This is a genomic window from Pararobbsia alpina (assembly GCF_902859895.1).
Taxonomy (GTDB): domain Bacteria; phylum Pseudomonadota; class Gammaproteobacteria; order Burkholderiales; family Burkholderiaceae; genus Pararobbsia; species Pararobbsia alpina.
The window spans coordinates 1-26,514 of record NZ_CADIKM010000014.1; the positions used below are offsets into that span (position 1 = coordinate 1).

At 63.1% G+C, this 26,514-nt stretch carries 20 protein-coding genes; 7 read left to right on the forward strand and 13 right to left on the reverse strand.

All coding sequences use genetic code 11. From position 1 onward, the window contains the following. Nucleotides 1-280: 280 nt before the first annotated feature. Entirely contained in the window at nucleotides 281-1,231 is a 951-nt protein-coding gene (locus HV670_RS15485; RefSeq protein ID WP_175105680.1) for a DUF5996 family protein, read from the reverse strand. A 290-nt stretch (nucleotides 1,232-1,521) separates the two neighbouring features. Here HV670_RS15485 and HV670_RS15490 point away from each other — a divergent pair, with 290 nt between their 5' ends. Both HV670_RS15490 and HV670_RS15495 read left to right on the forward strand, forming a co-directional pair. Then, on the forward strand, nucleotides 1,522-3,648 hold the full coding sequence (locus tag HV670_RS15490) for an ATP-dependent helicase (protein WP_175105681.1): 2,127 nt from the start codon (nucleotides 1,522-1,524) through the stop codon (nucleotides 3,646-3,648). A gap of 97 nt (nucleotides 3,649-3,745) precedes the next feature. Then, on the forward strand, nucleotides 3,746-5,020 hold the full coding sequence (locus tag HV670_RS15495; RefSeq protein ID WP_175105682.1) for an MFS transporter: 1,275 nt from the start codon (nucleotides 3,746-3,748) through the stop codon (nucleotides 5,018-5,020). Between the two features lie 134 nt (nucleotides 5,021-5,154). Here the strand turns inward: HV670_RS15495 and HV670_RS15500 are convergent, their stop codons facing one another. Continuing rightward, nucleotides 5,155-5,574, reverse strand: a complete 420-nt coding sequence (locus HV670_RS15500; protein WP_175105683.1) for a response regulator — start codon at nucleotides 5,572-5,574, stop codon at nucleotides 5,155-5,157. A gap of 203 nt (nucleotides 5,575-5,777) precedes the next feature. Continuing rightward, a complete protein-coding gene (locus tag HV670_RS15505; RefSeq protein ID WP_175105684.1) occupies nucleotides 5,778-6,167 on the reverse strand; it encodes a DUF1488 family protein in 390 nt (129 codons plus the stop codon). A gap of 251 nt (nucleotides 6,168-6,418) precedes the next feature. On the opposite strand from HV670_RS15505, the gene HV670_RS15510 reads away from it, so the two are divergent. After that, on the forward strand, nucleotides 6,419-6,958 hold the full coding sequence (locus HV670_RS15510; protein WP_175105685.1) for a MarR family winged helix-turn-helix transcriptional regulator: 540 nt from the start codon (nucleotides 6,419-6,421) through the stop codon (nucleotides 6,956-6,958). Nucleotides 6,959-7,021: 63 nt separating this feature from the next. On the opposite strand, the gene HV670_RS15515 is transcribed toward HV670_RS15510, so the two are convergent. After that, nucleotides 7,022-7,921: a LysR family transcriptional regulator gene (locus HV670_RS15515; protein WP_175105686.1), complete on the reverse strand. Its 900-nt coding sequence runs from the start codon at nucleotides 7,919-7,921 to the stop codon at nucleotides 7,022-7,024. 112 nt (nucleotides 7,922-8,033) lie between these two features. On the opposite strand from HV670_RS15515, the gene HV670_RS15520 reads away from it, so the two are divergent. Then, nucleotides 8,034-9,143 (forward strand): YeiH family protein, encoded by a 1,110-nt coding sequence (locus HV670_RS15520; RefSeq protein WP_175105687.1) that lies wholly within the window; start codon nucleotides 8,034-8,036, stop codon nucleotides 9,141-9,143. 4 nt (nucleotides 9,144-9,147) lie between these two features. Here the strand turns inward: HV670_RS15520 and HV670_RS15525 are convergent, their stop codons facing one another. The 3 genes from HV670_RS15525 to HV670_RS15535 are packed head-to-tail and all read right to left on the reverse strand — an operon-like array spanning nucleotide 9,148 to nucleotide 15,277. After that, nucleotides 9,148-10,728: an efflux transporter outer membrane subunit gene (locus HV670_RS15525; protein WP_246257496.1), complete on the reverse strand. Its 1,581-nt coding sequence runs from the start codon at nucleotides 10,726-10,728 to the stop codon at nucleotides 9,148-9,150. Beyond that, nucleotides 10,725-13,979, reverse strand: coding sequence for an efflux RND transporter permease subunit (locus HV670_RS15530; protein ID WP_175105688.1), 3,255 nt, complete (start codon nucleotides 13,977-13,979; stop codon nucleotides 10,725-10,727). The genes HV670_RS15525 and HV670_RS15530 overlap by 4 nt, the downstream gene beginning before the upstream one ends. Further along, on the reverse strand, nucleotides 13,976-15,277 hold the full coding sequence (locus HV670_RS15535) for an efflux RND transporter periplasmic adaptor subunit (protein ID WP_425511431.1): 1,302 nt from the start codon (nucleotides 15,275-15,277) through the stop codon (nucleotides 13,976-13,978). The genes HV670_RS15530 and HV670_RS15535 overlap by 4 nt, the downstream gene beginning before the upstream one ends. Nucleotides 15,278-15,591: 314 nt before the next feature. On the opposite strand from HV670_RS15535, the gene HV670_RS15540 reads away from it, so the two are divergent. Then, nucleotides 15,592-16,233 carry a TetR/AcrR family transcriptional regulator gene (locus HV670_RS15540; protein WP_175105690.1) on the forward strand — a complete coding sequence of 214 codons (642 nt, stop codon included), beginning with the start codon at nucleotides 15,592-15,594 and terminating at the stop codon, nucleotides 16,231-16,233. A gap of 96 nt (nucleotides 16,234-16,329) precedes the next feature. Here the strand turns inward: HV670_RS15540 and HV670_RS15545 are convergent, their stop codons facing one another. Beyond that, complete coding sequence (locus HV670_RS15545) at nucleotides 16,330-17,211, reverse strand: DMT family transporter (protein WP_175105691.1); 882 nt, start codon at nucleotides 17,209-17,211, stop codon at nucleotides 16,330-16,332. Nucleotides 17,212-17,295: 84 nt separating this feature from the next. Beyond that, nucleotides 17,296-17,841, reverse strand: coding sequence for a methylated-DNA--[protein]-cysteine S-methyltransferase (locus tag HV670_RS15550; protein WP_175105692.1), 546 nt, complete (start codon nucleotides 17,839-17,841; stop codon nucleotides 17,296-17,298). A 510-nt stretch (nucleotides 17,842-18,351) separates the two neighbouring features. Here HV670_RS15550 and HV670_RS15555 point away from each other — a divergent pair. After that, nucleotides 18,352-19,089 carry a FadR/GntR family transcriptional regulator gene (locus HV670_RS15555; protein WP_175105693.1) on the forward strand — a complete coding sequence of 246 codons (738 nt, stop codon included), beginning with the start codon at nucleotides 18,352-18,354 and terminating at the stop codon, nucleotides 19,087-19,089. 164 nt (nucleotides 19,090-19,253) lie between these two features. Here the strand turns inward: HV670_RS15555 and HV670_RS15560 are convergent, their stop codons facing one another. Next, the gene (locus tag HV670_RS15560) at nucleotides 19,254-19,793 is read right to left on the reverse strand and encodes a transglycosylase SLT domain-containing protein (protein WP_425511432.1); all 540 of its coding nucleotides are present in this window, start codon (nucleotides 19,791-19,793) and stop codon (nucleotides 19,254-19,256) included. Nucleotides 19,794-20,066: 273 nt separating this feature from the next. On the opposite strand from HV670_RS15560, the gene trhA reads away from it, so the two are divergent. Next, nucleotides 20,067-20,711 (forward strand): PAQR family membrane homeostasis protein TrhA, encoded by a 645-nt coding sequence (gene trhA, locus HV670_RS15565; protein ID WP_175105695.1) that lies wholly within the window; start codon nucleotides 20,067-20,069, stop codon nucleotides 20,709-20,711. A gap of 36 nt (nucleotides 20,712-20,747) precedes the next feature. Here trhA and HV670_RS15570 read toward each other — a convergent pair whose 3' ends face one another. From HV670_RS15570 to HV670_RS15580, 3 genes are all read right to left on the reverse strand, one after another. Next, nucleotides 20,748-21,995 carry an MFS transporter gene (locus tag HV670_RS15570; protein ID WP_175105696.1) on the reverse strand — a complete coding sequence of 416 codons (1,248 nt, stop codon included), beginning with the start codon at nucleotides 21,993-21,995 and terminating at the stop codon, nucleotides 20,748-20,750. 8 nt (nucleotides 21,996-22,003) lie between these two features. Continuing rightward, nucleotides 22,004-23,053, reverse strand: a complete 1,050-nt coding sequence (locus tag HV670_RS15575) for a PRC-barrel domain-containing protein (protein ID WP_175105697.1) — start codon at nucleotides 23,051-23,053, stop codon at nucleotides 22,004-22,006. A 294-nt stretch (nucleotides 23,054-23,347) separates the two neighbouring features. Beyond that, the gene (locus tag HV670_RS15580) at nucleotides 23,348-26,494 is read right to left on the reverse strand and encodes an autotransporter outer membrane beta-barrel domain-containing protein (RefSeq protein WP_175105698.1); all 3,147 of its coding nucleotides are present in this window, start codon (nucleotides 26,492-26,494) and stop codon (nucleotides 23,348-23,350) included. Nucleotides 26,495-26,514 lie beyond the last annotated feature (20 nt).

A 26,514-nucleotide genomic window follows, 5' to 3' on the forward strand; every position in this document is an offset into this window, starting at 1 on the left:
AGAGGTCTGCGTTACGCAGGAGCCTTGATTCCACGCCCCTCAACGTCCACAGTTCGGAGCGGAACGGTGAGCGAGTCATGACGCTTCGATAAAGGATAGGACAAGCTCGATGCGCCGCATACGTCATGGCGACGATCACAAGATAAAACAAAGGAAGCGCACGCAAACTGGCGTAAGAACAGAACGATCTCCCGGGTCGCATGCGGACCTCGAGACGAAGGATTCCCTCCTCGCATTGCCTGAATTCAAGTACTCACCGGACTAGAGAACTTCGACGCGATCAACCCACCGCGCGAGGCCTGCCAGGGACGCCGAGCGGGCACTCGAGCACGACACGGTCCCAGCGGCCGCAATCCGCAGCCGCAGCGTAAGTTGTAGAAAGAAAGTCCAGTAGCAACGCGTCGGGACTTGGCGCAGCGCGAACGGCATCGTAGGGCAGAACGAATTCGCCCAGCGCAGTGCTAAAAGTTGCGCCAGCGGTAACAGGCTGGTCCCTGAAGCCTGGCGGCTCGGGGTAAGCGTAGGAATAAAAAGCCGGCTGTTGAAAAGCGTCGTTCCCCGCCCAAAACCCCGCACTGCTGACCTCGTGCGAGTATGCCTCGCGCGCGATGGCGTCCGGCAGGCCCGGCACGCCTCCAGGATGAGGCGGCGCCGGCCGTCCAGAGAAGCGCGTCACTGCGAGGTCGAAGCTGCCCCAGAAGAAATGAACGGGGCTTGCCTTACCGAGGAAGCCGCTGCGGAAAAACTTGAACACACGGTCAACCTGAACCAGCACGCGCCAGAAGCGATAAGCCGCTTGTGGGTCATAGCTGACATGGACACTATCCTCCGGGAATAAGATCGGCTCCGCTACTTCGTTAGGCTTCTCGTTGATGCTGACATCGATGCCTGACTCCGTCAGAAGCAGAGTGAGCCGACCATAAAAATCCGCGACCGACTGTGGCGCAAGTGCAAGCGACCGCTCAGCACCTCTGCTCGTGCGGCATACGAGGCGATGGGCGATGAAATCGAACTCCAGCTCGGCCAACTCCCCATCGAATGGAATCGGCGACGTACTTAAACCGCGAGCGGTGACATACAGTGGAACGTGCCAGCCATGGTTCAGCCAGGGCGTCAGAGCCAGCCGAACCTTCCCGACGATCTGGGTCCAGAGTTGCAGCGTGAGTGCCGTATCTCGCCAAGGCGCATACGGCAATTCAGGCCATTGATCGTCGGTATGGGTCAGGGACATTGCTCTCTTCCTCAGTGTTCCATCCGAACATGGGCTTGCGCAGCGTCGAACGACAGTATCCGCGTCGCAGTTCAGGACAGCAATGTCTGTTTTGCTGCCGTGACGCAGCTTTTGCGCGCAACAGATTTGGAATGTGAAATGTCTTCACCCCCTCACACTTCCCCCTGCCTTGCCCTCCCCGCGCGCCATAGGCATACTAGGCACACTGTATAAACATACAGCCACTCAAACCCTGGCATCGCCGCGTCCGTCCGCGCCAGTGCCGCGTTCAGACTGCCGGCCCTGAGACGATGCAAACCACCGCGACCGCCGCCCCCACCGCGCCCCCCTTCGACGCTGCCGCGCACGACTACCTCGCACGCCTGAACGCCCAGCAGCGCACAGCCGTCGAACACGGGGTCGACCCGGCCGCAAAGAATCCATTCCACATCGCCGGTCCCCTGCTGGTCATCGCCGGCGCCGGTTCCGGGAAAACCGACACACTTGCCCACCGCGTCACCCATCTTCTCGCCAACGGCGTCGATCCCCGTCGCATCCTCTTGCTCACTTTTTCACGCCGCGCCGCCACCGAGATGCGTCGCCGCGTGGAGCGCATCGCCTGGCGCGCACTCGGCGCGGACGCCGCCGCACTGGCCTCGGGCCTGAACTGGTCCGGCACCTTCCATGGCATTGGCGCCCGCCTCCTGCGCGAATGCGCGGTACAGATCGGCCTGAGTCCGACCTTCACGATCCATGATCGCGAAGACTCAGCCGATCTCATGAACCTCATCCGTCATGAACGCGGCTGCTCGACCAAGGATCAGCGCTTTCCGCTCAAAGGCACATGCCTGTCGATCTATTCCCGTGTGGTCAATGCGCAGCTCCCGTTGCAAACCGTGCTCGATACGGTCTACCCATGGTGCGCGAACTGGCACGATGAACTACGCGCGCTTTTCGCCGCCTATGTGGAAGCCAAACAGAAGCAAGACGTGCTCGACTACGACGATCTGTTACTGTACTGCTCACATATGATGGCGGTGCCGGCACTCGGTGCCCAGGTCGGCGAACGCTTCGATCATGTGCTCGTCGACGAGTATCAGGACACGAACGCACTGCAAGCGACAATCCTCCGCGGTCTCAAACCGGACGGCCGAGGCCTGATGGTCGTCGGCGACGACGCGCAGTCGATCTATTCGTTTCGAGCGGCGACGGTCCGCAATATCCTCGATTTTCCCTCGCACTTCGACCCGCCCGCGCGCATCGTCACGCTCGAGCAAAACTACCGCTCGACCCAGGCAATCCTCGACGCATCGAATGCGGTGATCAGTCTCGCGACTGAGCGCTACACAAAGAACCTCTGGTCGGAGCGCAGTTCCGCACAACGCCCCTCGCTGATCCATGTGAAGGATGAGGCAGACCAGGCGCGCTACGTCTGCGCACGCATACTCGAACATCGGGAAGCAGGACTTCCTTTGAAATCACAAGCGGTGCTGTTTCGCGCATCCGATCATAGCGGTCCGCTCGAAGTCGAGTTGACGGTCCGCAATATTCCTTTCGTGAAGTTCGGCGGCCTCAAGTTTCTCGATACGGCACACGTGAAGGACGTGCTCGCCGTATTGCGCTTCGCCGAAAATCCCCGCGACCGTGTCGCGGGTTTCCGCGTCATGCAGTTGCTGCCGGGTGTGGGGCCGGTCACGGCGGGGCGGGCACTCGATGCAGTCGCGGCGAGCGAGGATGCGGGCGCGGCACTGCGCGCCTTCGCTCCAGGAGCGCGTGCCTTCGAGGACTGGGCGGCATTTGCCGAGCTTTTCGCCGACCTGCGCGCAGGCGCGCATCGCTGGCCCGCTGACCTCGATCGTGTGCGCGTCTGGTACGAGCCCCATCTGCTTCAGAAATTCGACGATGCACCGATGCGTATCGCAGACCTCGTGCAGTTGACTCATATTGCCTCGAGTTATCCGTCGCGCGAACAATTCCTGACGGAACTCACGCTCGATCCACCGGATGCCACGAGTGATGAGTCCGGTGTGCCCTTGCGCGACGAGGACTATCTGATCCTCTCGACGATTCATTCGGCGAAGGGCCAGGAATGGAATGCGGTATTCGTGCTCAACGGGGTCGACGGTTGTATCCCGTCGGACTTGGCAACGGGCTCACCCGATGAGATCGAGGAAGAGCGCCGGCTGCTCTACGTCGCGATGACGCGCGCAAAGGACGAACTCGAAATCGTCGTGCCCCAACGTTTCTACGTCACGCAACAGACGGCCCACGGCGACCGTCATGTGTACGGGTCACGAACACGTTTCATTCCGAATTCGCTGCTGCCGCGCTTTGCATCGGCCAGTTGGCCACGCGATCCGGGTACGACGCCGACCTCGCCCGAACAGGCCCGCGTGCATATCGATCTCGCCGCGCAAATGAGAAAAATGTGGGGATAGAGGCGTTTACCCGCGATTCGGCGCCAGCGCACGGAGTGTAAGGGGTTTACACTGACGGCTTTGCCGCCTTCCCGGTAGCGCCGCTCACCTCCCCTTCATGGAACTCGATTCAAGTCGTCCCGCCTGCCCGGCCCACGCCGCGCCGGTTGCCCCCTCGATCGCCAGTGCGCAGGACAATCAAAACCCACTATTTGTGACGCTGCGAGTCCTGACGATCGTATGCTTCACCTTCATCGCCTACCTTACCATCGGCCTTCCGCTCGCCATCCTGCCGAGCTATGTGCATGAGAATCTGGGCATGGGCGCGGTGCTTGCGGGCCTGGTGATCAGTGTCCAGTATGTGGCCACGCTTGCAAGCCGGCCGTTCGCGGGACGTCTCTCGGATACCATGGGTGCCAAACGGGTGGTCTCGCTCGGGCTCGTGCTCTGTTGCGTGAGCGGGGTGTTCTATCTGCTTGCCGCCCTGATCGACGAACACCAGCCACTCGTGGCGCTCGCGACACTGATGGTCGGACGGCTCATGGTGGGCTGCGCGGAAAGTCTCGTCGGCACGGGCGCGATCCAGTGGGCGATCGGCACCGTCGGCCTGAACCGGACGGGCAAGGTCATTTCGTGGAATGGCATCGCGACCTATGGCGGCCTCGCCGCGGGTGCGCCGCTCGGTGTCGTGCTGGTCCGGCTCATCGGTTTCGAGGCACTTGGGCTCACCGTCATCGCACTCGGCATCATCGGCTTGCTGCTCGCGTGGCGCCAGGTCGGAATCCCCACGATTCATGGCGAGCGCATGGGCATTCAGCATGTGTTCCGTCATGTGCTGAACTACGGCCTCGCACTTGCTCTGGGCTCGATGGGCTTCGGCGCAATCGCGACGTTCATCACGCTGTACTACGCCAGCCATCAATGGTCGGGTGCGGCGTTCGCCCTGACGGTCTTCGGCCTGTGCTTCTGCGGCTCACGCCTGCTATTCGTCGATATGATCGGACGCTTTGGCGGTTATCGGGTCGCCGTCGTTTCGCTGATCGTCGAAGCGATCGGGCTGACCTTGCTCGGGTTCGCGCCAAACAGCCTGCTCGCACTGATCGGCGCGGGACTGGCGGGCCTGGGCTTCGCGCTGGTGTTTCCCGCGCTCGGTGTCGCGGCAGTCGAGTCTGTGCCACTGCCAAGCCGGGGTGCCGCACTGGGCGTCTATTCGGCGTTCGCCGACCTCGCACTCGGTGTGACGGGGCCGCTCGCAGGCATCGTCGCGCATCACTTCGGCTACTCGGCGGTCTACGTTGGCACCGCCTTCGTCGTGCTCGCGGCCATGGGGCTCGTCCTCGGCTTGTGGTCGAAAGCACGAGACGCCCAAGCCACCGGCATGCTGGCGGGTTAGCCCGCGCCATTCGCGCATATCCAGTCGAGCCCGAGCTTGATCGGGCTCGTCCGGCTAGCGGGTCCCAGCACCATCACGCTCGTTTCCAATGCAAGGCGGGTTCGGCCTCAAGCAACCCTCGCTTCGAGGCGCCGCTAGCCCGGCTCCCGCCCATGGGAGACTTCCGACAGGAGCCGATCGAGCACCCGAAGCAGGCCGGCCGGATCGGCGGGTTTCGACACGTGCAGTTGGAAACCCTCACCGACCGCACGCAATTGATGGGCCTCGTCGCAATGGGCCGTCAGCGCGACGGCCGGGGCACACGGCGCGCCCATCTTGCTCTCGCGCTCGCGCAGCTTTTGAATGAAGTAGTAGCCATCCATACCCGGCAATTCGATATCGCTGATCACCGCATCGGGCAACACATGCTCGATCGCGGCCAGTGCGTCTTCGGCATCGGCGACGGCGGTCACATCCGCATCGCAATCAATCAACATCGCTGCCAACGACTCCCGGCTTCCCACTTCATCTTCGACGATCAGGATCTTCTTGCCACTCACCGCTTCTGCGTTCATATAGTCTTTGGATACTTCATATTCCGGGTGGCCAGCCAGGGACGGACGTCTTCACGTCGCCTGGCCGGGGTCGCGTGTCCCCCCGCGTGCCGCGACGGACCGGCCTGCAGGTCGGCTCGACGCGGCCGCAGCGGCGGCACACCATGCCATCTCTACCGGAGTTGCCTGCCCGCCGGCCCGGGCGACCGCCGCGCCCGTGCGCGTCAGCCTGAAAAATGTTCGGCGCGCAGCACCACGGGCTCCGCCGCCTGCTTCACGATACGCCGTTCGAGCACAACTGCAATGCGCTTGCTGCCGTCGAGATAGGCCCGCGTCAAACGCGACAGCGCCGCGTCCGGCGGCACCCAAAACCATGTTTCAAGCGCCTCGCGCGCCAACGCGCACCGCACTTCCCGGCCGTTCACTTCGGTCACAAACTCCAGGAATTGACCGTCGCCGGACAAGGTTGGTTCGGTCGAAAGCTTAATGTTCATTGATTTCCGTAACGTCTGGCAGGCAATGTCGACATGACCCCAATTTGCGACATTGCAATTTTTAACGAATCGTTGGTTTAGAGCAAACACCATGCCCGAAAAAAATGGCTTATTAGTCAATGCCCGCGCAATACAAACTACCGGCCAGTGTTACTGAATTTCAATTGTGCATGTAATGATTACGTGGTTATTCTTAACCCGTCTAAGAGATGCAAGGCGATTGTCGAATTGGCGAGCCACCGGTCACTAGAACTATTGCAAGTATGAGCCGGGAATCAGCAAAAAATGTCAAACGCCCGCTTTTCCCCTTGCTTACAAAAATATTCAGTCCAATACTACAAGCTCCTTAGAAGGCTCAACAGGACCCAATCATGGAAAATGTTGCCGCATCTCAGGCGCTGCATAGTCAATTCGCTTCGCAGGTTGCCAGCCGTCCGCAGCCGCTGGGCGACCCGACCGTGCAGAGTCCGCTTGCGCCGTCACTGACGTTGGATAGTCAACTTTGCTTTGCCCTCTATACCGCATCACTTGCCATGACCAAGGCGTACAAGGCCGCCCTTGAGCGCTTCGATCTGACATACCCCCAATACCTCGCCATGCTCGTGCTGTGGGAGCACGACGAATTGTCAGTGAAAGATCTCGCGGCGCGACTCGGCCTCGATTCGGCAACATTGACGCCGATCCTGAAACGGCTCGAAACCGTGGGTTATGTCCGTCGTGTACGTGGTGTGCTCGACGAACGACTGGTTCTGATTCATCTAACCGAAAGTGGACAAGCGCTTAAACTGAGCGCCGCCTTCCTTCCCGATCATATTTCGGAAATTGTCGGTCGTCCGGTTCCCGATCTTCAACGCCTGCGCGACGAATTACACGATCTCAAGGCCTCGCTGGCGGGCCGTATTCGAATGTAATCCCGCACCATTCGTGGATCTGGCCCGTACGGCCAATCTCCTGTTTCACGGATGACAACCCCGTCAACCGTCCCGCCAAATCGGATCGAGGCATAGGGCGACAAATCGTTCAGTCGCGCGCAGGGGCGCCGCGCCATGTGGCACGACGATCGTCAGGTACCGCGTCAGGCGACGCGGTATCCTGATCGACAAGGCCACAAGGGCATCGTCCTCATGCCGCATCGACATCATCGATACAAAGCCGACGCCCATCCCGGCCCGCACCGCTTCCTTGATTCCCTCGACCCCTGCCAGTTCGTAGGCGACCCGCATGACTACGCCGTCGCGTGCAAAGGCGCGCTCGACAGTCTGCCGCACACCTGACCCGATTTCCCTCAGTACGAGCGGATAGGCCGAGAGTTCGTCCAGACGCACTTGCCGGGCGGCGCTTTGCGCCAGCGGATGGCCGGCAGGCACGACGGCGACCACCTCATCCTCGAGCCAGCGATGAACGGCCGTGGCGGCAGGCAGGCCCTCACCGACGTTTCCTTCGACTAATGCGATATCGAGTTCTGGCAGTGCGGCGAGCACTTCGGCAGTGTTTCCGTATCGGGTCGAAATCGTCACGCCCGCGTGCCGGCGATGGAATTCGGCAATCAGATAGGGCAGCAGATAGCTCGCCGGCGTGGTGCTTGCACCAATCCGGACATGACCCGCATCGAGTGAGCGCAGCGCATCGCGAAACGCGAGGGTCTGGCGAAAATCCGCGCGCAGGCGCTCGGCATGAAGCGCGAGTTGCCGCCCGGCCTCGGTCAGGACGATACCGCGGCCCTCGCGCCGATACAGGGCTTCGCCGAATTCCTCCTGGAGCTGCCGAAGCTGCCCCGATACCGCCGGCTGTGAAAGAAACAGCGCACGCGCCGCATGGCTGATATTGAGGTGCTCGGCCACGGCCGCAAAAGTCATCAGTTGCTCGGGGGTCATCGCTTGGCCTGAATCATCGCTTCAGCCGATAGTTTATAGTTGAAATGACGATTTCCCGAATGGTTACATTCCCTTTATTCTTCCTTCATCTTTGCATATGAGGAAAACGGGAATGTCCACCCTCTCCACCTCCACCCGGGTCCCGCCACAGGGTTTCTTCCGTGCGCACCGCGGCGAGCTCAATGGTCTGCTGTTCGTGGCGTTGTTCGCAGCCGCCGTGACTCAGGTCGCGGGCCTGCCGCTTGTAAGTGGCCTTGGTCTGAGCTCCCTGATCATCGGTATCGGCGCCGGCGTCGTCTACGGCAATGTCGTGCGCGAGGCGATGCCCGAAAGCTGGGCAGCGGGCGTCCAGTTCGCGGCCCGGCGTCTCCTGCGAATCGCCGTGGCGTTCTATGGGCTGCGGGTCAGCTTCCAGGAGATTGCGAGCGTGGGCGTTCAAGGCCTCGCCGTCTCGGCGACGATCGTCATCGTTACGCTGGTCGTCGGCACGTGGCTCGGCATGCGTGTGCTCAAGCTCGATCGCGACGAAGCGCTGCTGACTGCCGCAGGCAGTGCGATCTGCGGCGCCGCCGCAGTGCTCGCGTTCGAATCGACGCTTCAATCGAAGCCGCACAAGAGTGCGATGGCCGTCGGCACGGTGGTGCTGTTCGGAACGCTGTCGATGTTTCTCTACCCGGTGCTCTACCGCACGGGCCTGCTGCATCTCGACACAGTCGGTGCGGGCTTGTTCTTTGGCAGCACGATCCACGAGGTCGCCCAGGTCGTCGGCGCGGCAAGCGCGATCAGTCCCGAAGCGACCCATATCGCAACCATCGTGAAAATGACGCGCGTGCTGATGCTCGTACCCGTGTTGCTTGTGTTGACAGTGTGGCTCGCACGGCGTGATGCGAGCGATGCCAGCACCGGCGCGCGCAATGCAAATCACGAGCCGGCTCACGCCATCGCTGACCGGCGGATCGCGGTACCGTGGTTCGCGCTCGGCTTCCTCGGGCTCGTTGCGATCAACTCGCTCAATGTGTTGCCTGCCCCCGCCGTGCACTCGCTGAACGCGCTCGACACCTTCGCGCTGACGATGGCCATGACGGCGCTCGGTATCGAAACGCGCTTTTCGCAGATCCGTCAGGCTGGTCCGCGCGCACTGGTGTTCGGGCTCGGCCTGTATGCCTGGCTGCTGGTCGGCGGCTACGGGGTAACCGTGCTCGCGCAACGGCTGTTCAGCTAGACGTTCACTCGGCCGCGGTGTTCACCGTGTTCACCGTGTTCACCGTGTTCGCCGCCTTTTCCGATTTTGCGTCGTTTGCTCCCTGGGTCGGCGCGACCGTATTACGCAAGCTAGTGCCTTCGTAGTCGACCGGCGGATTGCCCATCGAATCGAACAAGGTCGCGGTATCCGCCAGACGTGCCGCTCGTGCCCGAACGTACTGGACGCGCGCACTTTGGTACTGCTGCCCCGCCGTCAAAGTCGCGTAGAACGGTGTGGCGCCAAGCTTGTAGCGCGACTCGGTATCGCTCGACGCATCATGCGCGGCATTCATCGCGCGGCGCGTCTGATTCAGGGTATTCGCGTCCTCGTCGAGCGAGACGAGCGTATCGGCCACGGTCTGGAAAGCGGAAAGCACAGTCTGCTTGTACTGCGAGACAGCGGCATCGTGGGTGGCTTCATACTGATGCTTGCGCGCGACCAGTGCACCACCATGGAACAAGGGCTGCGACAAGGTCGCCCCCACGCCCCAGATCAAGCCCGCGGGTGAAGTGAACGTCGCCCAGTCGAAGCCGCCGCGGCCATAGGAGGCCGACAAGGTCAACGAAGGAAACATCGACGCCGTGGCCGCACCCGCCTGGTCCGCCGTCGCACGCACGACGGCCTCGGCCGCGAGGATGTCGGGCCGTTGATGCAGCAACTCGGTCGGGATGGCCACCGGCACGCTCTCCGGCACATGAAGCGCGTCGAGCGAGAGCGGCACGGCTGCCTGATCGGGAGTACGCCCCAGCAGCACGGCCTGCGCATGCCGGACCGCAAGCGCCTGCGCGCGCAGGCCCGGCAGTGTCGCGGCCGCGTTGGCGGCATCCTGCTCGGCCGAGAGCATGTCGTCGCGCGACGCGCTGCCGAGCTGGTAGCGTGCGGCAGTCTGCCGCGCTCTTTGTTCACCGAGCTCGACGAGCTTCTCGGTGGCATCGACCTGTTCCTGCAACGCGGCTGCATTGATCGTCGCCACCACGATATTCGCGGCAAGCGCACGCCTCGTCGATTCAAGCTGGAAGGCCTGCTGCTGGACCTGCCCCGCAAGCGCGCGATCGGCGAGCAGCGCGGCGCCGAAAAAGTCGAAGGTATAGGAGGCCTGTATCTGTGCCACAAACACATTCTCAAGGAAGGTCGGCTCCTGCGGCAGAATCGGAATGCCGAGCGCGCGCTCGCGCGTCGGGCTGAACCCGACATCGAGGTGCGGGAACAGCGAATCGCCGATCTGTGAGCGCAAGCCTTCGCGTGCGGCCTTCAGGGTGTTCTGCGCGGCGCCAAGCGAAGGGCTGTTCGCAAGACCTTCTTCGACAAGCGCATTCAGCGCGTCGGACTGGTAACCTTTCCACCACTCGGGCACGGGGCGTGCGCCGATCTCGAGATGTTGGGCGACACCCTCCGCGCCCGGCAACTGCGCGGGCTGCCCCTCGACCGAGTAGTGATCGGGCGAAGGCATCGCGGGCGGATTCCGGTCGGGACCGAACAAGCCGCAGCCGGCAAGGCTCAATATCAAGGCCGTCAGCGCGACGCGTGTCAAAGCGGTCGCATGGCTCGTCATAGGGCTATTCATCGTGCAACCTCCCGCGGCGCTTCGTCCCGTTTGACACGGAACCACAACGCATACAGCGCCGGCAGATAAAACAACGTCAGGACCGTGGCAACCGTGATGCCGCCCATCAAGGCGGTGGCCATCGGGCCGAAGAAGTTGCTGCGCAGAAGCGGAATCAGCGCCAGCACCGCGGCCGCCGCAGTCAGCGTGATCGGTCTGAAACGCCGGACCGTCGCACCGATCACGGCCTCGATCCGCGCATGTCCGGCGCGGATGTCCTGCTCGATCTGATCGACGAGAATCACCGAATTGCGCATGATGATCCCGAACATCGCAATGGTCCCGAGCATGGCGACAAAGCCGAACGGCATGCCGAACAGCAGCAGCGCGAGCACGACGCCGATCAGCCCGAGGGGAGCGGTCAGCACGACCATCAGCACGCGGCTGAAACTTTGCAACTGCACCATCAGCAGCACCAGCACCGCAATCACGAGCAGAGGCATCTGCGCGTTGATCGACGCCTGTGCCTTCGCATTCTCTTCGACCGCGCCGCCGATCTCGATCCGATAGCCGAGTGGCAACTGCTTGCGCAATTCGCCGAGCTTGCCGTCCACGTCGTTGGTCACATCGATCCCTTGCTTGCCGCGCTGGACATCCGACTGCACGGTGATGGTCGGCTGCCGGTCCCGTTCCCATACAACACCATATTCGAGCCCATAGGTGAAGCGACCGAGCGCGGCAAGCGGTACCGCGGTGCCGCTCGACGACGGCACGGCGAGACGCTCGATCTGCGAAGGGTCGACCCGGTCGTGCTCGGGCGCGCGCAGGTCCACCCCGATCAGCTTGTCGCGTTCGCGGAATTGCGTGATCGTAAAGCCGGTCAACGACATGTGCAGATAGTCCGCGATGTCCTGCGACGAAATGTTCAGCGCGCGCGCCTTGTTCTGGTCGACCTCGAAATGTACCGAACGCTCCGCCGGTTCATCCCAGTCGAACTGGACGTTGGCCGTATCGAGGTTGGCGCGCATCACCTTCGCGACCTGTTCCGACAGTTGCCGGACTGTGCCGATCTCGGGGCCGCTCACGCGGAATTGGACGGGGTAGCCGATCGGCGGCCCGTTCTCGAGTCGGCTGATCCGCGAACGCAGCGACGGATAGTCGTTGCGCAGGACCACCTCGAGATCCCTCGCAAGCCTTTCGCGGTCCTTGACCGTCTTCGCAGTAATCACGAACTGTGAAAAATTCGGCGATGTCAGTTGCTGGTCGAGCGGCAGGTAGAAGCGCGGCGCACCCGCACCGACGAAGTCGACGAAGTGATCGATGCCGGACTGCTTGGCGAGACTCACCTCGAAGCGCTGCGCCTCGCGCAACGTCGCGGCGAACGAGGCACCTTCGGGCAGGCGCAGATCGACGAGCAATTCGGGGCGGTCCGAACTCGGGAAGAACTGCTGCGGCACCAGCGTAAAGCCGGCCAGCGCGACGACGAACAGCACGAGCGTGACGATCAGCACCACGAGACGCTTGTCGACACACCAGCCGATCCAGCCGCGCAGGCGCCGGTAGAACTTCGTATCGTAGATATCGTGGTGCTCGTGAACATGCTCGCCCGTCTCTTCATCGTGATGACTGAACGCGCGGCGGGTCGGATGTTCCGAAAGGATCCGGTAGCCGAGCAGCGGGATCACGATCACCGCGGCGAGCCACGACAACAGCAACGCGATCGCCGACACTTCGAAAATCGAGCGTGTGTATTCGCCAGTCGCCGATTTCGCGAGCGCGATCGGCAGGAAGCCCGATACGGTGACGAGCGTGCCAGTCAGCATCGGGAACGCCGTGCTCGTATAAGCAAAGGCCGCGGCACGCATCCGGTCGTATCCTTGTTCGAGCTTCACCGCCATCATCTCGACCGCGATGATCGCATCGTCGACGAGCAGGCCGAGCGCGAGCACGAGCGTGCCGAGGGAGACCTTGTGCAGGCCGATATTGAACAGGTACATGCAGAGCGCAGTCGCCGCGAGCACCAGGGGAATCGAGATGACGACGACCATCCCGGTGCGAACCCCAAGGCTGATCAGGCTGACCACGAGCACGATCCCGATCGCCTCGGCCACGGCCTCGACGAAGTCATCGATGGAATGGGCAACCGCATGCGGCATGCTCGCGACCTCGACCAGCTTGAGACCGGCGGGCAAGGCGGCCTGCAACCGCTTGATCTGCGAATCGAGCGTCTTGCCGAGCGCGATCACGTCGCCCGACGGCGCCATCGTCACGCCGATACCGAGTGCGTTCTGACTCCCGAAACGCATGTACTCCGTCGGCGGATCGGTATAGTCGCGCTTGATCTGCGCGATATCGCCCAGACGGATCACGCGGCCATTGACGCGCAGCAAGGTGTTGGCGAGTTGGTCGACGTCCTGGAACTGGCCGCTCGGACGCACATAGACCCGGTCGTCCGAAGTCGTGAACAGGCCGGCCGCGGCGACGGCATTCTGCGCATTGACGGCATCGGCGATCTGCCTCGGTGTCAGGCCGAGTTTCGCGAGTTGTGCATTGGCGATCTCGACATAGACGCGCTGCTCCTGATCCGCAATGAAATCGACCTTGTTGACGCCCGGCACGCGCAGCAGTTCCGTGCGCAGCCGCTCGGCATAGTCGTGCATCTGCGCGGGCGTGAAGCCATCGCCTTGGAGCGCATAGAGGTTCGTATAGACGTCACCGAACTCGTCGTTGAAGAACGGACCCTGAACGCCGGGTGGCAAGGTATAGGCGATATCGCCGACCTTCTTGCGAACCTGATACCACGTGTCGGGCACCTGCGAGGGCGGTGCGGCGTCCTTGATCGTGAAGAACAGCATCGACTCCCCGGGCCGCGAATAGCTGCGCAGGAAATCGACATCCGGCGTTTCCTGGAGCTTGCGCGCGATACGATCGGTCACCTGTTCCTGGACCTGGCGCGCCGTCGCACCGGGCCACAGCGTCTGGATCACCATGACCTTGAAGGTGAACGGCGGATCTTCGGACTGGGCGAGCTTGCCGTACGACAGCACGCCGAAGAGCGTGATGAGCGCGACGAGGAAGGTTACGAGCGCCTGATGGCGCAGGGTCCAACTCGACAGATTGAAACGGTGCTCGACTTCAGACGGCTGCAACGGCGGACCCGAACTCGCCTGGGCCGGCGCCGATGCGGACCGGCTGGCGTCGGACGCTTCAGAGACCGCAGGCGCGGCCGGGCCGGATGGTTGATCCGGACCGTCATGCGGCGTCTGGGTCATTGTGCGGCTCCGCTGCCCGATGCGCTCGACGCGTTCGATGCGTTCGCGACATTCGCCGCATCGCCCGGCACGGAGGCCGCCGGGCCGTCGATATTGCCGTCTCCATCGAACAGCGGCCTCACCGGTTTCACATGCTGCCCTGCATAGACGGTATGGACGCCAGCCAGCACGATCTGATCGCCGTTCCTGAGGCCCGCGGTGACCGTAACCGATCGCTCGCCGTAACGGCTCACGGTCACGGGGCGCAGTTCGAGCGTCGAGTCGCCTGGGCGGACGACCCAGACGGCCGGGTTCCTGCCCTGGTGAAAGATCGCCGTCGCGGCCACGGTGAAGGTGGCACCCGATGCGGGCGTCGTGTCGGTCGCGCCCGCAGCGGAGGCAGCTGCGCCCCCGGCACGCGCGCTCGCCGTACCGGCCGGCGCGAGCACTGCATCGCCGGTCATGCCGAGATGCACCTCGGGACCGGGTTGCGCCAGCGTCAGCTTGACGCGATAGGTGCGGCTCTGCGGGTCGGCGGCCGGTGAGATTTCGCGTACGCGCGCATCATAGCTGCGCCCCGGAAGCGCGGCAAACGTGATGCTCGCCGACTGACCGATCGCGATATGACTCAAATCGCTTTCGGCGGCGTCGAGATTCACGTCGGTGTCGCCGCTCCAGGCCAGCCCGTAGACGGCTTGCCCGGCCGACACCACCTGACCGGTATCCGCGTTCTCGCTCGTGATCACGCCGTCGTGGTCGGCCACGAGCGTGTTGTACTGGAGGTTGTTCCGGGCGACCACGAGTTGCGCGGAGGCCTGATCGCGGCCGGCAAGTGCCGCGGTGTAGTTGTCCTGAGTCTGCTCGAGCTGGTTCACGGCGATCAGGTTTTGCGCGGCCTGCGCCTTGTCGCGATCGAGCTGCTGTTTGGCGAACACGAGCCGGTGGTCGGCCGCGTCGAACGACGCCTGCGCGCTCGCAGCCTGCTTCTGCGCATCGGCCGGATCGAGCTTGGCCACGACCTGCCCCTTGTGCACGGGGTCGCCGAGCCGCACGTTGCGCTCGATCAGCTTGCCCGCGATGCGGAAGGACATCACATTGGTATAGCGTGCCGCGACTTCGACGGGATAGCGAATCGCCTCCCCGCCCGTGCCGGCATCGGGATGCACGGGTAGCGCAACCACATTGGCCGGCGCTGCGGCGGGGGGCGCTTCGCGATGACAGGCGGCGAGCCCGAAAGCGGCCAGCGCAACCAGCGCGGCCGGCAGCGCGCGCAAGGTGCGCCGGAACTCGGCGCGCAACAACAGGGCAATCACGTTCACGACGACTCCTCGATGCAGTTTCGGGTTCTTCGAGCGATACAAGCCTGTATTTAAGTACTTCTCCGTGCCCGCTCCGCTACTCGATACACGCTCGGGCGAAGCTGCCGGTGTCTCCAAGTTATTCCTGCACGATGGAGCGATCGGCCGGCGCAGCGCAACTTTTAAAGCCAGCCCATTTGGCCGGGTCCGCGCGCCATGCCCGACGCCGGTACATCGTCGGCTAGGCGATCGATCCACCATCGCATCTTAATACAGCGCTGTATCTCAATACAATTGCGAATTCAAATATTCCGATCGTGTGCTAGTATTTCGCCATGATCCGCAAACGCCTGACCCGAGAGGAAAGCCGCGACCAGACGCGCCAGCGTCTGCTCGATGCTGCCTTGAAGCTCATTGCCAAGAAAGGACTCACGGGAACCAGTGTCGAAGACATCGCGGGCGCGGCCGGCTACACGCGTGGCGCCTTCTATTCGAATTTCGGCAGCAAGAACGACCTGTTCATCGAGTTGCTGCGACGCGATCATCAGCAGGCCACGGCGGAACTGCAGGACCTGGTGAACGATGAACTACCCGTCGAGCAGATTCAGGCGCGCACCCGCGAAATGTACGGCCAGTTGTATCGCGACAACGAATGTTTCATGAACTGGACGGAAGCCCGGATGATGGCCGTGCGCGATGCGAAATTCCGCGCCAAGCTCGCCGCGTTGATGACTGAGAAGCGCGATCAGATTGCTGAACTGATCGCCTACTTCTACCAGCGCGTGGGCGTCGCTCCACCGACTTCCCCCGACGTCATGGCGACGGGATTCATGAGCCTCGCAGAGGGCGTCAAACTCTTCATGCTGTCGAGTCCGAATGAGATGACGGCGGACAAGGCCGAGACCGTGCTCACGCTGTTTGTGGATTCAATAATGGAACTCGCGCTGTTGCAGCGCGAAAAACCGGCCGCAGACTGATCGGGATCCGCGGGTCATGCTCGGGCGAGTCCGGATCACCGGCGCAGCAGACCGCGCCGAATACCTCACGCACGCGGTTCGCCCATCAGGCCGTGCCTACCCGGCCGAGCGCGCAACCGGCAGCCTGATCTTGCCGACGATCAGCGCGGCGCCGAGCAGGATCACGGCACAGCCCACGAGCATCAGCAGCGTCACCTTCTCGCCGAGGAACAGGGCGCCCCAGATCATCCCGAAAACCGGGACGAGAAAGGTCACCGAAACCGCGAACGCGGGACCGACATGGGCGATCAACCGGAAATAGATGACGTATGCGATACCCGTGCAAAGCACACCAAGGCCGAGTGTCGCAAGCCAGGCTTGCATGGACACAGCAGCGCTCGGCAGCGTTGCCAGCGCCGGCAGCGCCAGGACCAGCGTCGCGAAAGCCATGCTTGCGAAGGCAACGGTAGTCGGCTTGACGCCGACCAGATTCCGCTTTGAATAGTTGCCTGCAAAACCATAGGAAATGGTCGCGACCATCACCGCCGCTATCGCAGCCGGCACATGAGCGCCATGCAGGCTCAAGGAATCGGAAACAAGAATCCCCACGCCCGCGATGCCGAGCACCAGTCCGAGTATCGCCGCGCGCGAAAGCGGCGTGCGAAACCAGACGGCGGCAATCGCCGCGGTCCAGAAGGGCGTTGTCGCATTGAGAATCGCGTCGAAGCCGGCGTTCAGATACAGCATCGAATAGCCGAACATGCAAAATGGCAGTGCCGAATTCGTGATGCCGACGATCAGCAATGGCTTCCAGTACGCACGAATTTCGGTGCGCGCGCGCTCGTCGAGCAGCACGGGCGAAAGCGTCAGCGATGCGATACCGACCCGTAGGGCGATCATCGCGATCGGTCCGAGCTCTGGCACCGCGACCCGCATGAAAAGGAAGGAGCCGCCCCACAGCGCGGCAAGTATCAAAAGTTCAACAGTGTGGCGGCTCATGCGCTTGTCGTAATGCGATTGAAAGTCCTGGAATTCTACGGGAAGCAGGCGGCCACGCCCTGATTTAACGATCGTCCGCCTCGCTTAACTATCGTCCGCCTCGCCAACGAGTTCAAAGCCGGGGCGCTCCCCGCTGATGCCCTGCCGTTCGAGCGAGAGCAGACCGCGCTTGCGCTCGAGGCCGCCCGCATAGCCTGTGAGCGCCCCGGTCTGGCCGATCACCCTGTGACACGGCACGATAATCGAAATGGGGTTGCGCCCGACCGCATTGCCAACCGCTCGCGCATGAGCGCGCGGCAGCCCGATCTGGACGGCGATATCTCCGTAAGTGCGCAATTCGCCAAACGCAATGGTCCGCAAGGCCTGCCAGACCTGCCCCTGAAACTCGTTGCCACGGGGCGCAAGCGGCACTGAGAATTCGCGCAGTTCACCGGCGAAATAGGCGTCGATCTGTAAGCGCGTCGCACGCATAACGGGATGCTCGGGGGCGTGCCGCCAGCCTTGCGCCGCGGGGAAGTACTTCTGGTTGATAAACCAGAGTCCGTCGAGCGCATCGCCGCTCGCCGAAATCAGCATGTCGCCGAGCGGGCTGCGCATCGTATCGTAGTCACGCCTGTCTTGCCCCAGCATAGCTTGCTCCTGCATGTTGCCCTTCATGGTGCCGATCCGAAACGCATATTCGCACATGTGCGCAAGGCCGCACGGTGGGTCATCCGTTCGACTTATATATCGTTACTTTAAGCAGGATCGTGGCGAGTGTCTGGCCAGATTCGGACTTCAGAACAGCTGCGCCCGCTGACACCAGCGAGCTCCCATGTCCATTTTGTTCGGCGAACGACATATGTCGCTTACGCCACGCCAGTGAGACACGACTTGCGCGGGATAAATCCGCCATGCACAATCCGGCGGGTCTGCGCCATGCACGGAAACGCACGGCCATGCGCCGCCCATGCCGTTATTACTCGTTCCTGACGCGCACATCGTCCAGGCGAGCGAACTCAGGCGTTTACCCTTTCAGGCTTTCGAGTGTTGACGCCGCCCGCCTCGGCGGATTGAATGAGTTCATCAGGTGTGAATTGACACTTGTATGCTTCCGCAAGTCGGCTTTGATTTGAGCATGTGTATTTTAGTGATTAATCAATGACTCTGTACTCCGAAACACCTGCTCCCACCGGCCGTGACCCACGGCCCGCCTCACTCGTCGAACAGGCGGTACAGCGACTTGCGGCAAATATCGTTGCGGGCCTTTATGCGGGCACTACGCTACCGACCCAGGACGAGCTTGCACGTGAGTTCGACGTGAGCCGCACGGTGATGCGCGAAGCCCTGTCGATGCTGGTCTCGCGCGGCATGCTCGATGTACGAACCAAGACCGGTACGCGCGCGCGGCCCATGCGCGAATGGCAGGTCATCAACCGCGATGTCGTCGAGTGGCGCTTTCTGCGCACACCTGACGACGCCTTCATGCGCGACGTCATCGAGTTCCGCACCGAGATCGAGGTCCGGGCCGCGCGTCTTGCCGCCGAACGCGGGACCCCCGAAGAGCTCGTGGCGATCCGTGCCGCGTTCGACGCTTTTCGACAATATAAATTCGGTGATCCTGAATTTTTCGAGATGGACGAGCAATTGCATGCCGCGATCCTGAAGGCGAGCCACAACCGCTTCTTCGATCAGATGGCACCCATCGTGCGCGCCGCGCTGGGGCTCGTTGCGAAGGCCGAAAGAGCCGCGCCCGCACTCGGTGACGAAGTGATCGAGCTGCACCGGCGCGTGGTGGTCGCGATCGAGGCGCGCGACCCCGTCGCCGCGGAGGCAACCATGCGTGCGCTGCTCGCGCATACGGCAACGGACGTCGAGTATTTGATCACACAGAAGTAAAGAAGCTTATCAAGCGCATTCCTCCGGGCGCGCTTCTTTTGAGATCCAGGTGGCCCTCGTCGACATTCATCGCCACCCATGGAAAAACCTGGGCGCGACTATCGAATCCCTCCGAGCCGGTGCTTGCGGCTAGTCGCGAACGAGCACCGCGCCTGGCCCACTAGCTAGCGGATATCGAGCGATACCGGCGAGCCCACTTCCGGTGCCGGCGGCACTGTCTGCGCGGTCGCGTCTGCCGGCGGCGATACCTGCCCGGCGGCGGCCTGCATGTCGTTGAGCTTCGCTTCGAAGAGGCGCGCTTGGTCGCTGACCTTCGCGACATAGTTCTTGCCGCCGCCGTAGCTGCGCAAGCCGGCCTCGACATTGCCACCTGCCGAGTCGACATAGCCGTGCAGGATCTGGGAGCCCATCTCGATATTGGCGGTCGGCTCGGTCAGGTCCTTCACGCCTTTGAGCAGCTTGCGGTGCGAAGACGGCACGATCTGCATCAAACCCGTTGCACCGTTGGCACCGCGCGCTTTCTCGCGGAAACGCGATTCGATCGCGATCACGGCAAGTAGCAGCGACGGAGGCAAGGAATACTTCACGGCCGATTGCATGACGGCTTTCGCAATCTGGTCGGCCTTGGCGCGCGCGACGCCGAATTTCTGCGCGAGCAGTGCCGATACCTGTTCGGTCTGCCCCGCCTCTGCATGCTGGGTCAAACCCAGTGCAAGCAGAAAAACGCAAAGTGCTCGACGCATAAACAAAAGGGCCGGCAGATGTGTCAGGCGGATTTCACCGGATATTCGCTCTCCGGGGAATTCTGATTCGCGCAGATCGGTCCGGCCATCGAATTCATAAAAGATACCGGATTATAACGAGTTAAAAAAACCGCGCTGTCCCGGGGCAAAACCCCGACGGGACCGCGTCCTGCGATGACAGGGACCGGCCTCTGTCCGAAAATCACCTCATTGACGTCGATTACAGGTATTCCGATGGCTCGCGCAGCACCCCGTCCCCAGACTCGCGGAGAAGAAATCGCGAACAGCATCAGCCACGGTGCAGGCTCTCTCGCGGCAATCGTCGCCCTCGTGTTCGTCGCGGCCCCGGGGCGCCCCGCCAATACGGCAAGCGATTTCTTCGGGCTGGTGGTCTACGCGGTGACGATGGCGGGGCTCTACACCACGTCGGCGATTTACCACGGCCTGGCCGAGGGACGCGCCAAACAGCTGTTCATGAAGCTCGACTACTGCGCGATCTATCTGTTCATCGCCGGCACCTACACGCCGTTCACGCTTGGCGCCCTACGCGGAGACTGGGGGTGGGCGCTGCTGATCGCCATCTGGGCGCTCGCGCTGGCCGGGGTCCTGCTAAGGGGCCTGGACCTGCTGTCACATCCCTATCTCTCAACCTCGCTCTATCTGCTCATGGGATGGCTCGTGCTGTTCGCCGTGCGGCCCTTACTCGAGCATGTACCCGCGGCGGGCATCGCCTGGCTCGTCGGCGGCGGCATCGCCTATACGGTCGGCGTGATTTTCTACCTGCTCGACAGCCGCTTCAAGTTCGCCCACCTCGTCTGGCACTTGTTCGTGCTGATGGGCTCGATCTGCCATTTCATCGCGGTGGCGAACTACGCGTAGGGCCGCGTGGGGGCGTATAGGACGCACCCCATGCGTTCAACCCTCCACGGGCGCCTCGTCCGGCTTTTCCGGTGACAGGCCGGAGTTTTTCGTCTCGGGCATCGCCAACCAGACGAGCAGCACAGCCAGCGCGCCCGCCGCTGCGAGCCCCAGGAAGCTGACCGTGTTGCCGAACCGGTCGGCGACGAAACCCGCGATCGATGTGCTCAGGGTCGCGCCGATGCCCGCGGCGAGCCCGAAGATGCCGATGCACAGGTTATAGCGGCCCTTGCCGCCCCCGATGTCGACCGCGATCAGCGGCAACATCACACCGAACGCCGCCGCGCTCAGGCCGTCGAGCACCTGGACGGGCACGAGCAGATACGGCGACGACACGCCGGCGAACAGCAGGGCCCGGATCGGCAATGCCGAGAATCCGATCAGCATGATCGGCTTGCGCCCCCAGCTTTGGGCATAACGGCCGACCGACGGCGAGAGCATCGCGACCACCATCTGAGGCACGATGATGCACGCCGCGATCACGAGCTGCACGTTATCGCCCATATGGGCCGTCACATCCCCTGCCGCCAGGTTCAGCATCGCCGCGTTCGACAGGTGGAACAGGACCACGCAGCATGCAAAGACCAGCAGGCGTTTGTCGCCCAGCAGCTCGCGCAGCGTCTCCCGATGCGTGCTGGCGGCGGCCTTGTCCGTTTTCTTTTCGCTTGCGCTGCCCGGCACGGGAACCTCGACCCGCGACGGCTCGATCATGCTGAGCGCGATCAGCGCCGGAACACCGAGCGCGGCCGTGAGCCAGAAGATCGAACGAACCGAGACATACTCGCCGAACAACCCCATCAGTGCGGCCGCGATCGCGCTGCCGATCGAGGCAAAACGTGCGTTGCGGCCGATCCGGTCACCGAGATTCATCCGGCCGACGAGCGCGAAAGACACGGCCGCGATGGCCGGCGTCAGCATGCAGCTCGCAAAGCCATGAAAGATCTCGGCCGTCAGCACGGGCAGCCACGTCGCACTCGTACCGAGCAGCAGCGCGCTGAACATCAAAGCGACAATCGCCGCCGCCGCGGCACCGCGTTTGCCCGGCAACGCGTCGATCAGCATCCCTGCCGGGATCTGGCTGGCCATCGCCGTGATCGTGCCGACACTCAGCATCAGCCCGATCTCGCCCTGCGTCCATTTTCGCGCGGCAAGATAGGAGGCGATGAACGGCCCAAAGCCCGTCTGGACATCGGCGATAAAGAAATTCAGCCAGTCGAGCGCTCGCAGACTACGTGCATTTGCCATGAATGTCGTTATCTAGGCGAGCGAGGGGAGGAGGCTGGGGCGGACGCGGGGCTCGGCGCGGGGCTCGACGCGGGTGCTACGCTCGCGACAGGCACGATCGGCGACACGGCATCGACGGGCTTGTCCGCCGCGTATGGCGGCGCGGCCTTGACCTGCGCTTCCGACATTTCGAGCATCAGGGATAAGGCCTTGTCTTTGACGATGAAGTGCAGGGCCGACCAGTTCACCGCGATATTCAGCACGTCGTGGCCAATCGAGTTGCTCACGTCGAGCACGACTGCCTGCGGCTCGGCGGCACCGTCGATCAACACGTCGACCACCCGCCCGACCTTGCCGCCGTCCCGGCGAAGCGCCTTCGTATCGGACATGGCGAGCGTCGGCGGCGACTCGCTGGCCGTCTGCGACTTCTGCTTGACCTGTGCCACGGACGGGGGCGCGCCCCGCGGAATCGTGAGGGTAATCGGTACCTTTTTCGCTGCGGTCGTGTTGAAACGAAATGCGCTCAACGGAAAATTCATTTTTCGATCACCGACGCCCAGGAAGCCCGTAAGGTTGACGATGATTTCGTTCGGCCTGCCGGCCGAGTCGACGACCAGGTCGATCGCACGGCCGATGACCTTTCCGTCGGGCCGTTGGACTTCGCTGTCCAGCAACCCGTGCGCCTGCGTGGGTTCGAGGCGCCGCATGCTGATGATCGGCGCGGGCACCGGCGGGGGAGCCGCCACTGGAGGCGGCGCAGGCGGAGGCGGCGGAACGGGTTTCGGCACGACCCGGCGTGGCTTACGCGGATGCTGCTTGGCCTCCGGCGTCTCGTCCGCAACCTCGGGTACAGGCTCCGGCACGACGATAGGCTCGGGAGCCGGCGGGGGCAACGTTTCGAGACAGCCCGTCGACGCCGCGCCCGAGACGGGAGTCGACGCGTCGGGCGCTGCGCATGGATGCACTTCGGCGATCGGAGCCGGCTCGCGTGTGAACACGGTGCAGCCGGACAGAAAGACGAGGAGAAATGCCGCACAAAGGTACCAACGCGCAACCAGGCGCGAGAAACCGCCACTCATCGAAAAAAGCTCCATGTGTCGAGGGCACGCCATGCGGTCCATCACTGTTACGGCAATCGATACAGCTCGCCAACCCGTTCCGGCAGGAGGCGGCGCTGCCGGGACAGCTCCCGGCAGCGCACGCCTGTGGGCTGCTCCGCGTCGAGGCTGCCTGCGGAAGATGCGGGCTGGTTTCACACCGATCGCTTCGGACCACGCATGGTAGTCGATTTCAGGTCGTTTGCCGATGCGGAACGCATCGAAGCCGGAATATCCGGTTTCGATGGCCGTTAGTTGCATGGTCGCAGCAAGGGGCTAAAAGGTCCAGTGGACAGATCCCGTCGCGAAGACGCTGCTGAACCCGTGATCGAGCCCGTCCTGGACCGCGACATCAACCAGGAGTCGCGCGTTCTTTCCGAGTCTGCCCTCGAAGCCCGCGGAGGCCTCCCACGAACTGCTCATGGGTTCGCTCGCAAACGGCACGCCACCGATGAGTTGTGACGAGGGCGGTCCGGAAGTGTAAGCAAGCCCGGCACCGACATACGGTCTGACGGCCATGCCCGCGGCGGTAAACGAGCGGGATACGCGGCTTCCGATGCCGACCGATGCGGTACGAAACGGCCGCGGATTGACCGAAACGCGATCGACGTCGGTGAAATCCCGAAGTCGCACCTCGACATACGATGCCCGCATCGAAGATTCGACGGTCCAACCGTGCGCGAACGCGGCGACCCCGCCCGCCTCGCACAGAGCCGAAATGCCGATGCCGCCGAAGGATGCGACTTCATTGCGCTCTCGCGTGCGCACGTTGATGCCGAGGTGATCGATTTTCAAAAGCCCCGTCGCGTATGCGCCGTTGGAATGCGTGTGGGTGACGCGCAGGCCAAGGCCGGCGATTCGCATGCGGCTTTGGCTCTGGTTGCGGGGCGCGTCGATGGCGAAGCCGGCATCGCCCGCACTTGCGCCGAGATCGATTTGCATCGTGCCATTTGCTGTGCGGTACCGGTGCACGGGCAAGCCGAATTGCGCACCGTACTGTCGCGTCGAGAAGTCGAGACGATGCGCCCTGTCATGACCACTGGCCTCATATCGGCCTCGAGAGCCGAACACATGCGCAAAACCGCGCTCGGTCTCGCCGGACACCCGGCGCGCGCGGCCGGTCGGGTCCGAGTGAGGTTGACCCCATGAGTGCAGCGCCTGATGGAGAAAGCCGGATGCTGCAAGCGGCATCGCCACATAGGCCGGTGCCTGCGGCACGAGAACCGGTTGTCGCGGCGAGCGGCCACGCGCGCTGCCGGCAATGGCATCAGTCTTTGCCGGCGACGCAGGCGTCGTCGCCACGGGCTTCACTGGCGGTTGCGGTGTCGCAGCCGCCGGTTGAGGCACGGGTGCTGGCTCCGCGACCTCAGGCTCCGGAACAGGGGGGGATGGAGGTTCAACAACCACGGGCTCAGGAATCGGGGGCGCAGGCGGTTCCACCACCACCGGCTCAGGGACCGGCGGCGCAGGCGGTTCCACCACCACCGGCTCAGGGACCGGCGGCGCAGGCGGTTCCACGACCACCGGCTCAGGGACCGGCGGCGGGGGCGGTTCCACCACCACCGGCTCGGGGATCGGCGGCGGGGGCGGTTCCACCACCACCGGCTCGGGGATCGGCGGCGGAGGCGGTTCCACCACCACCGGCTCGGGTGTCACGGGCGGCGGCGCGACGACTTCGGGCTTCGGTGCCGGGGGAGCCTCAGGACTAAAGCTTGCGAGCCGGTAATCCCAAAAGTCACCCGTGCCTGCCACGACCCGCTGTGCCTTGTCGCTTGCGCCCGGCGCAAACGCGGTGAGTTCATATCGATAGGGGCCGACAGCCACATAGGCGCCATTCAACGAAAAGCTTGTCGCCGTGGACTTCCCCGCGACCTGTACGAGCGAGATGCCCTCATTGGCCTGGACTACGTAGTCCGAGTTGGTATCGGTCAGCGCGCCCGTGCCGGTCGTCTCGACATCGAGCAGAAGTGCCCCGACCATATCGCCTTCGACCAGCAGGCGATCAGTCTTCTGCTCCGCAAGGGGGCCACCGCGGTTCGCAAGTGTTCGCAGCACAAGCCTGCCCGCATCGCCCCGCAATTCACCTGCGACCCGGACCGTCTGCTCCGGCGCGGCGCTCGGGGCGAATTGCACGCGACCCACCAGACGCATCGACTCCAATCGTATCGACTCGGGCAGAATCGATTCACCGCCCTGTTCGATATCCAAATCCACCCGGCCCGTCGCACGGCCTTCAAATCGTCCCCGATTGAGTAGACTGATTTTCAGGCGGCTCTGCGAATCGGTTCGGACGTCGCCGACCGCGCTCCCCTTGTCGGCTATGAGGAGTGTCAGCTCGCCGGGCGTGTCGCCCAAGGACTTGAGCGACAGCACCGTACGCGCAATGACCTGCCCACCCTCCACTAGCCAGACATTCTGGCGCCCGCCTTGCGCCACGATTACGGGAGACTCTCGCTCGCCCGTGTCGATGGTCGAACTGCGGAGTTCGAAAGTTGCGCCATCCTTCATCGACACAATCGGCATATTGGCGGCGGCAACCTTGAACGTGCTCGACCAGAAAGCGCCTTTTGAATCGTGATCGATCTGGACCGCTGGAGAGTTGGGGCCGCGTGTCTCCAGATCGACCGAGTGCCCCTCGGCCATCGAGTCACGCTGTACGAGAATGGCCGGCGATTCTCCTGCCTCGGTCGTCAGACGTGTGCGCAAAACACGGCTGCGAGAATTCGCCGTGCCTGCCGCCGCGGCATCATCCGTAGCCGGGATCAATTCATTTTCCGCTTGTGCGGATTCATCGGCGCGCGCGCCCTTCTTCTCTAAGGCTTCATCAAAAATCAGCGTCGATTTGTCCTCCGCGCGTCCGGCATTCGAACCCCAGCTCCGGGTGACGATCTCGCCACCCGCAAACCGGAAGTAACCGCCATGCCCCCTGACGTAAACGCCGTGTCCACCGCTGCCCAGTGTCTCCACCTTGCTTCGCTCGATATCGATTCTGGCAGCGTCGGACACCACCGCGGAGCCATCGAGCGCCTCGGCCCGGAAGATCGAGTCGTGAGCGTCGGCCGCCCCGTACTTGCGCACGTAGAGCGCATGCGCATGCCAATACAGACCTACCATGGTGCTGTCGAAGATATGCATCAGGGAGTTCGGCCCCGTCACGCGAATCGCCGAGAACATCGAGCCCTGGCCGCTCGATTCGTAGTATCCCTTCTCCGTCGTGACATCGTCGCCCGTCGAGAGCTGGAGATAGGGACCCGCCGAACGCGTGCTGACCGGGTCAGCTGCATGCGCCTGTGTCACCACGGTCGCCGAGGCGACAATGGTCATGACATCGCGTATCGAGTCGACGAGGCAGCGGCACCGAGCCTTGGGACGGCTGTCCGAATAGGTCCGGACGGTCTTGCCGATCCGCGTCTGCTTGTTCATCAATCTTCCTTCTGCGCCAT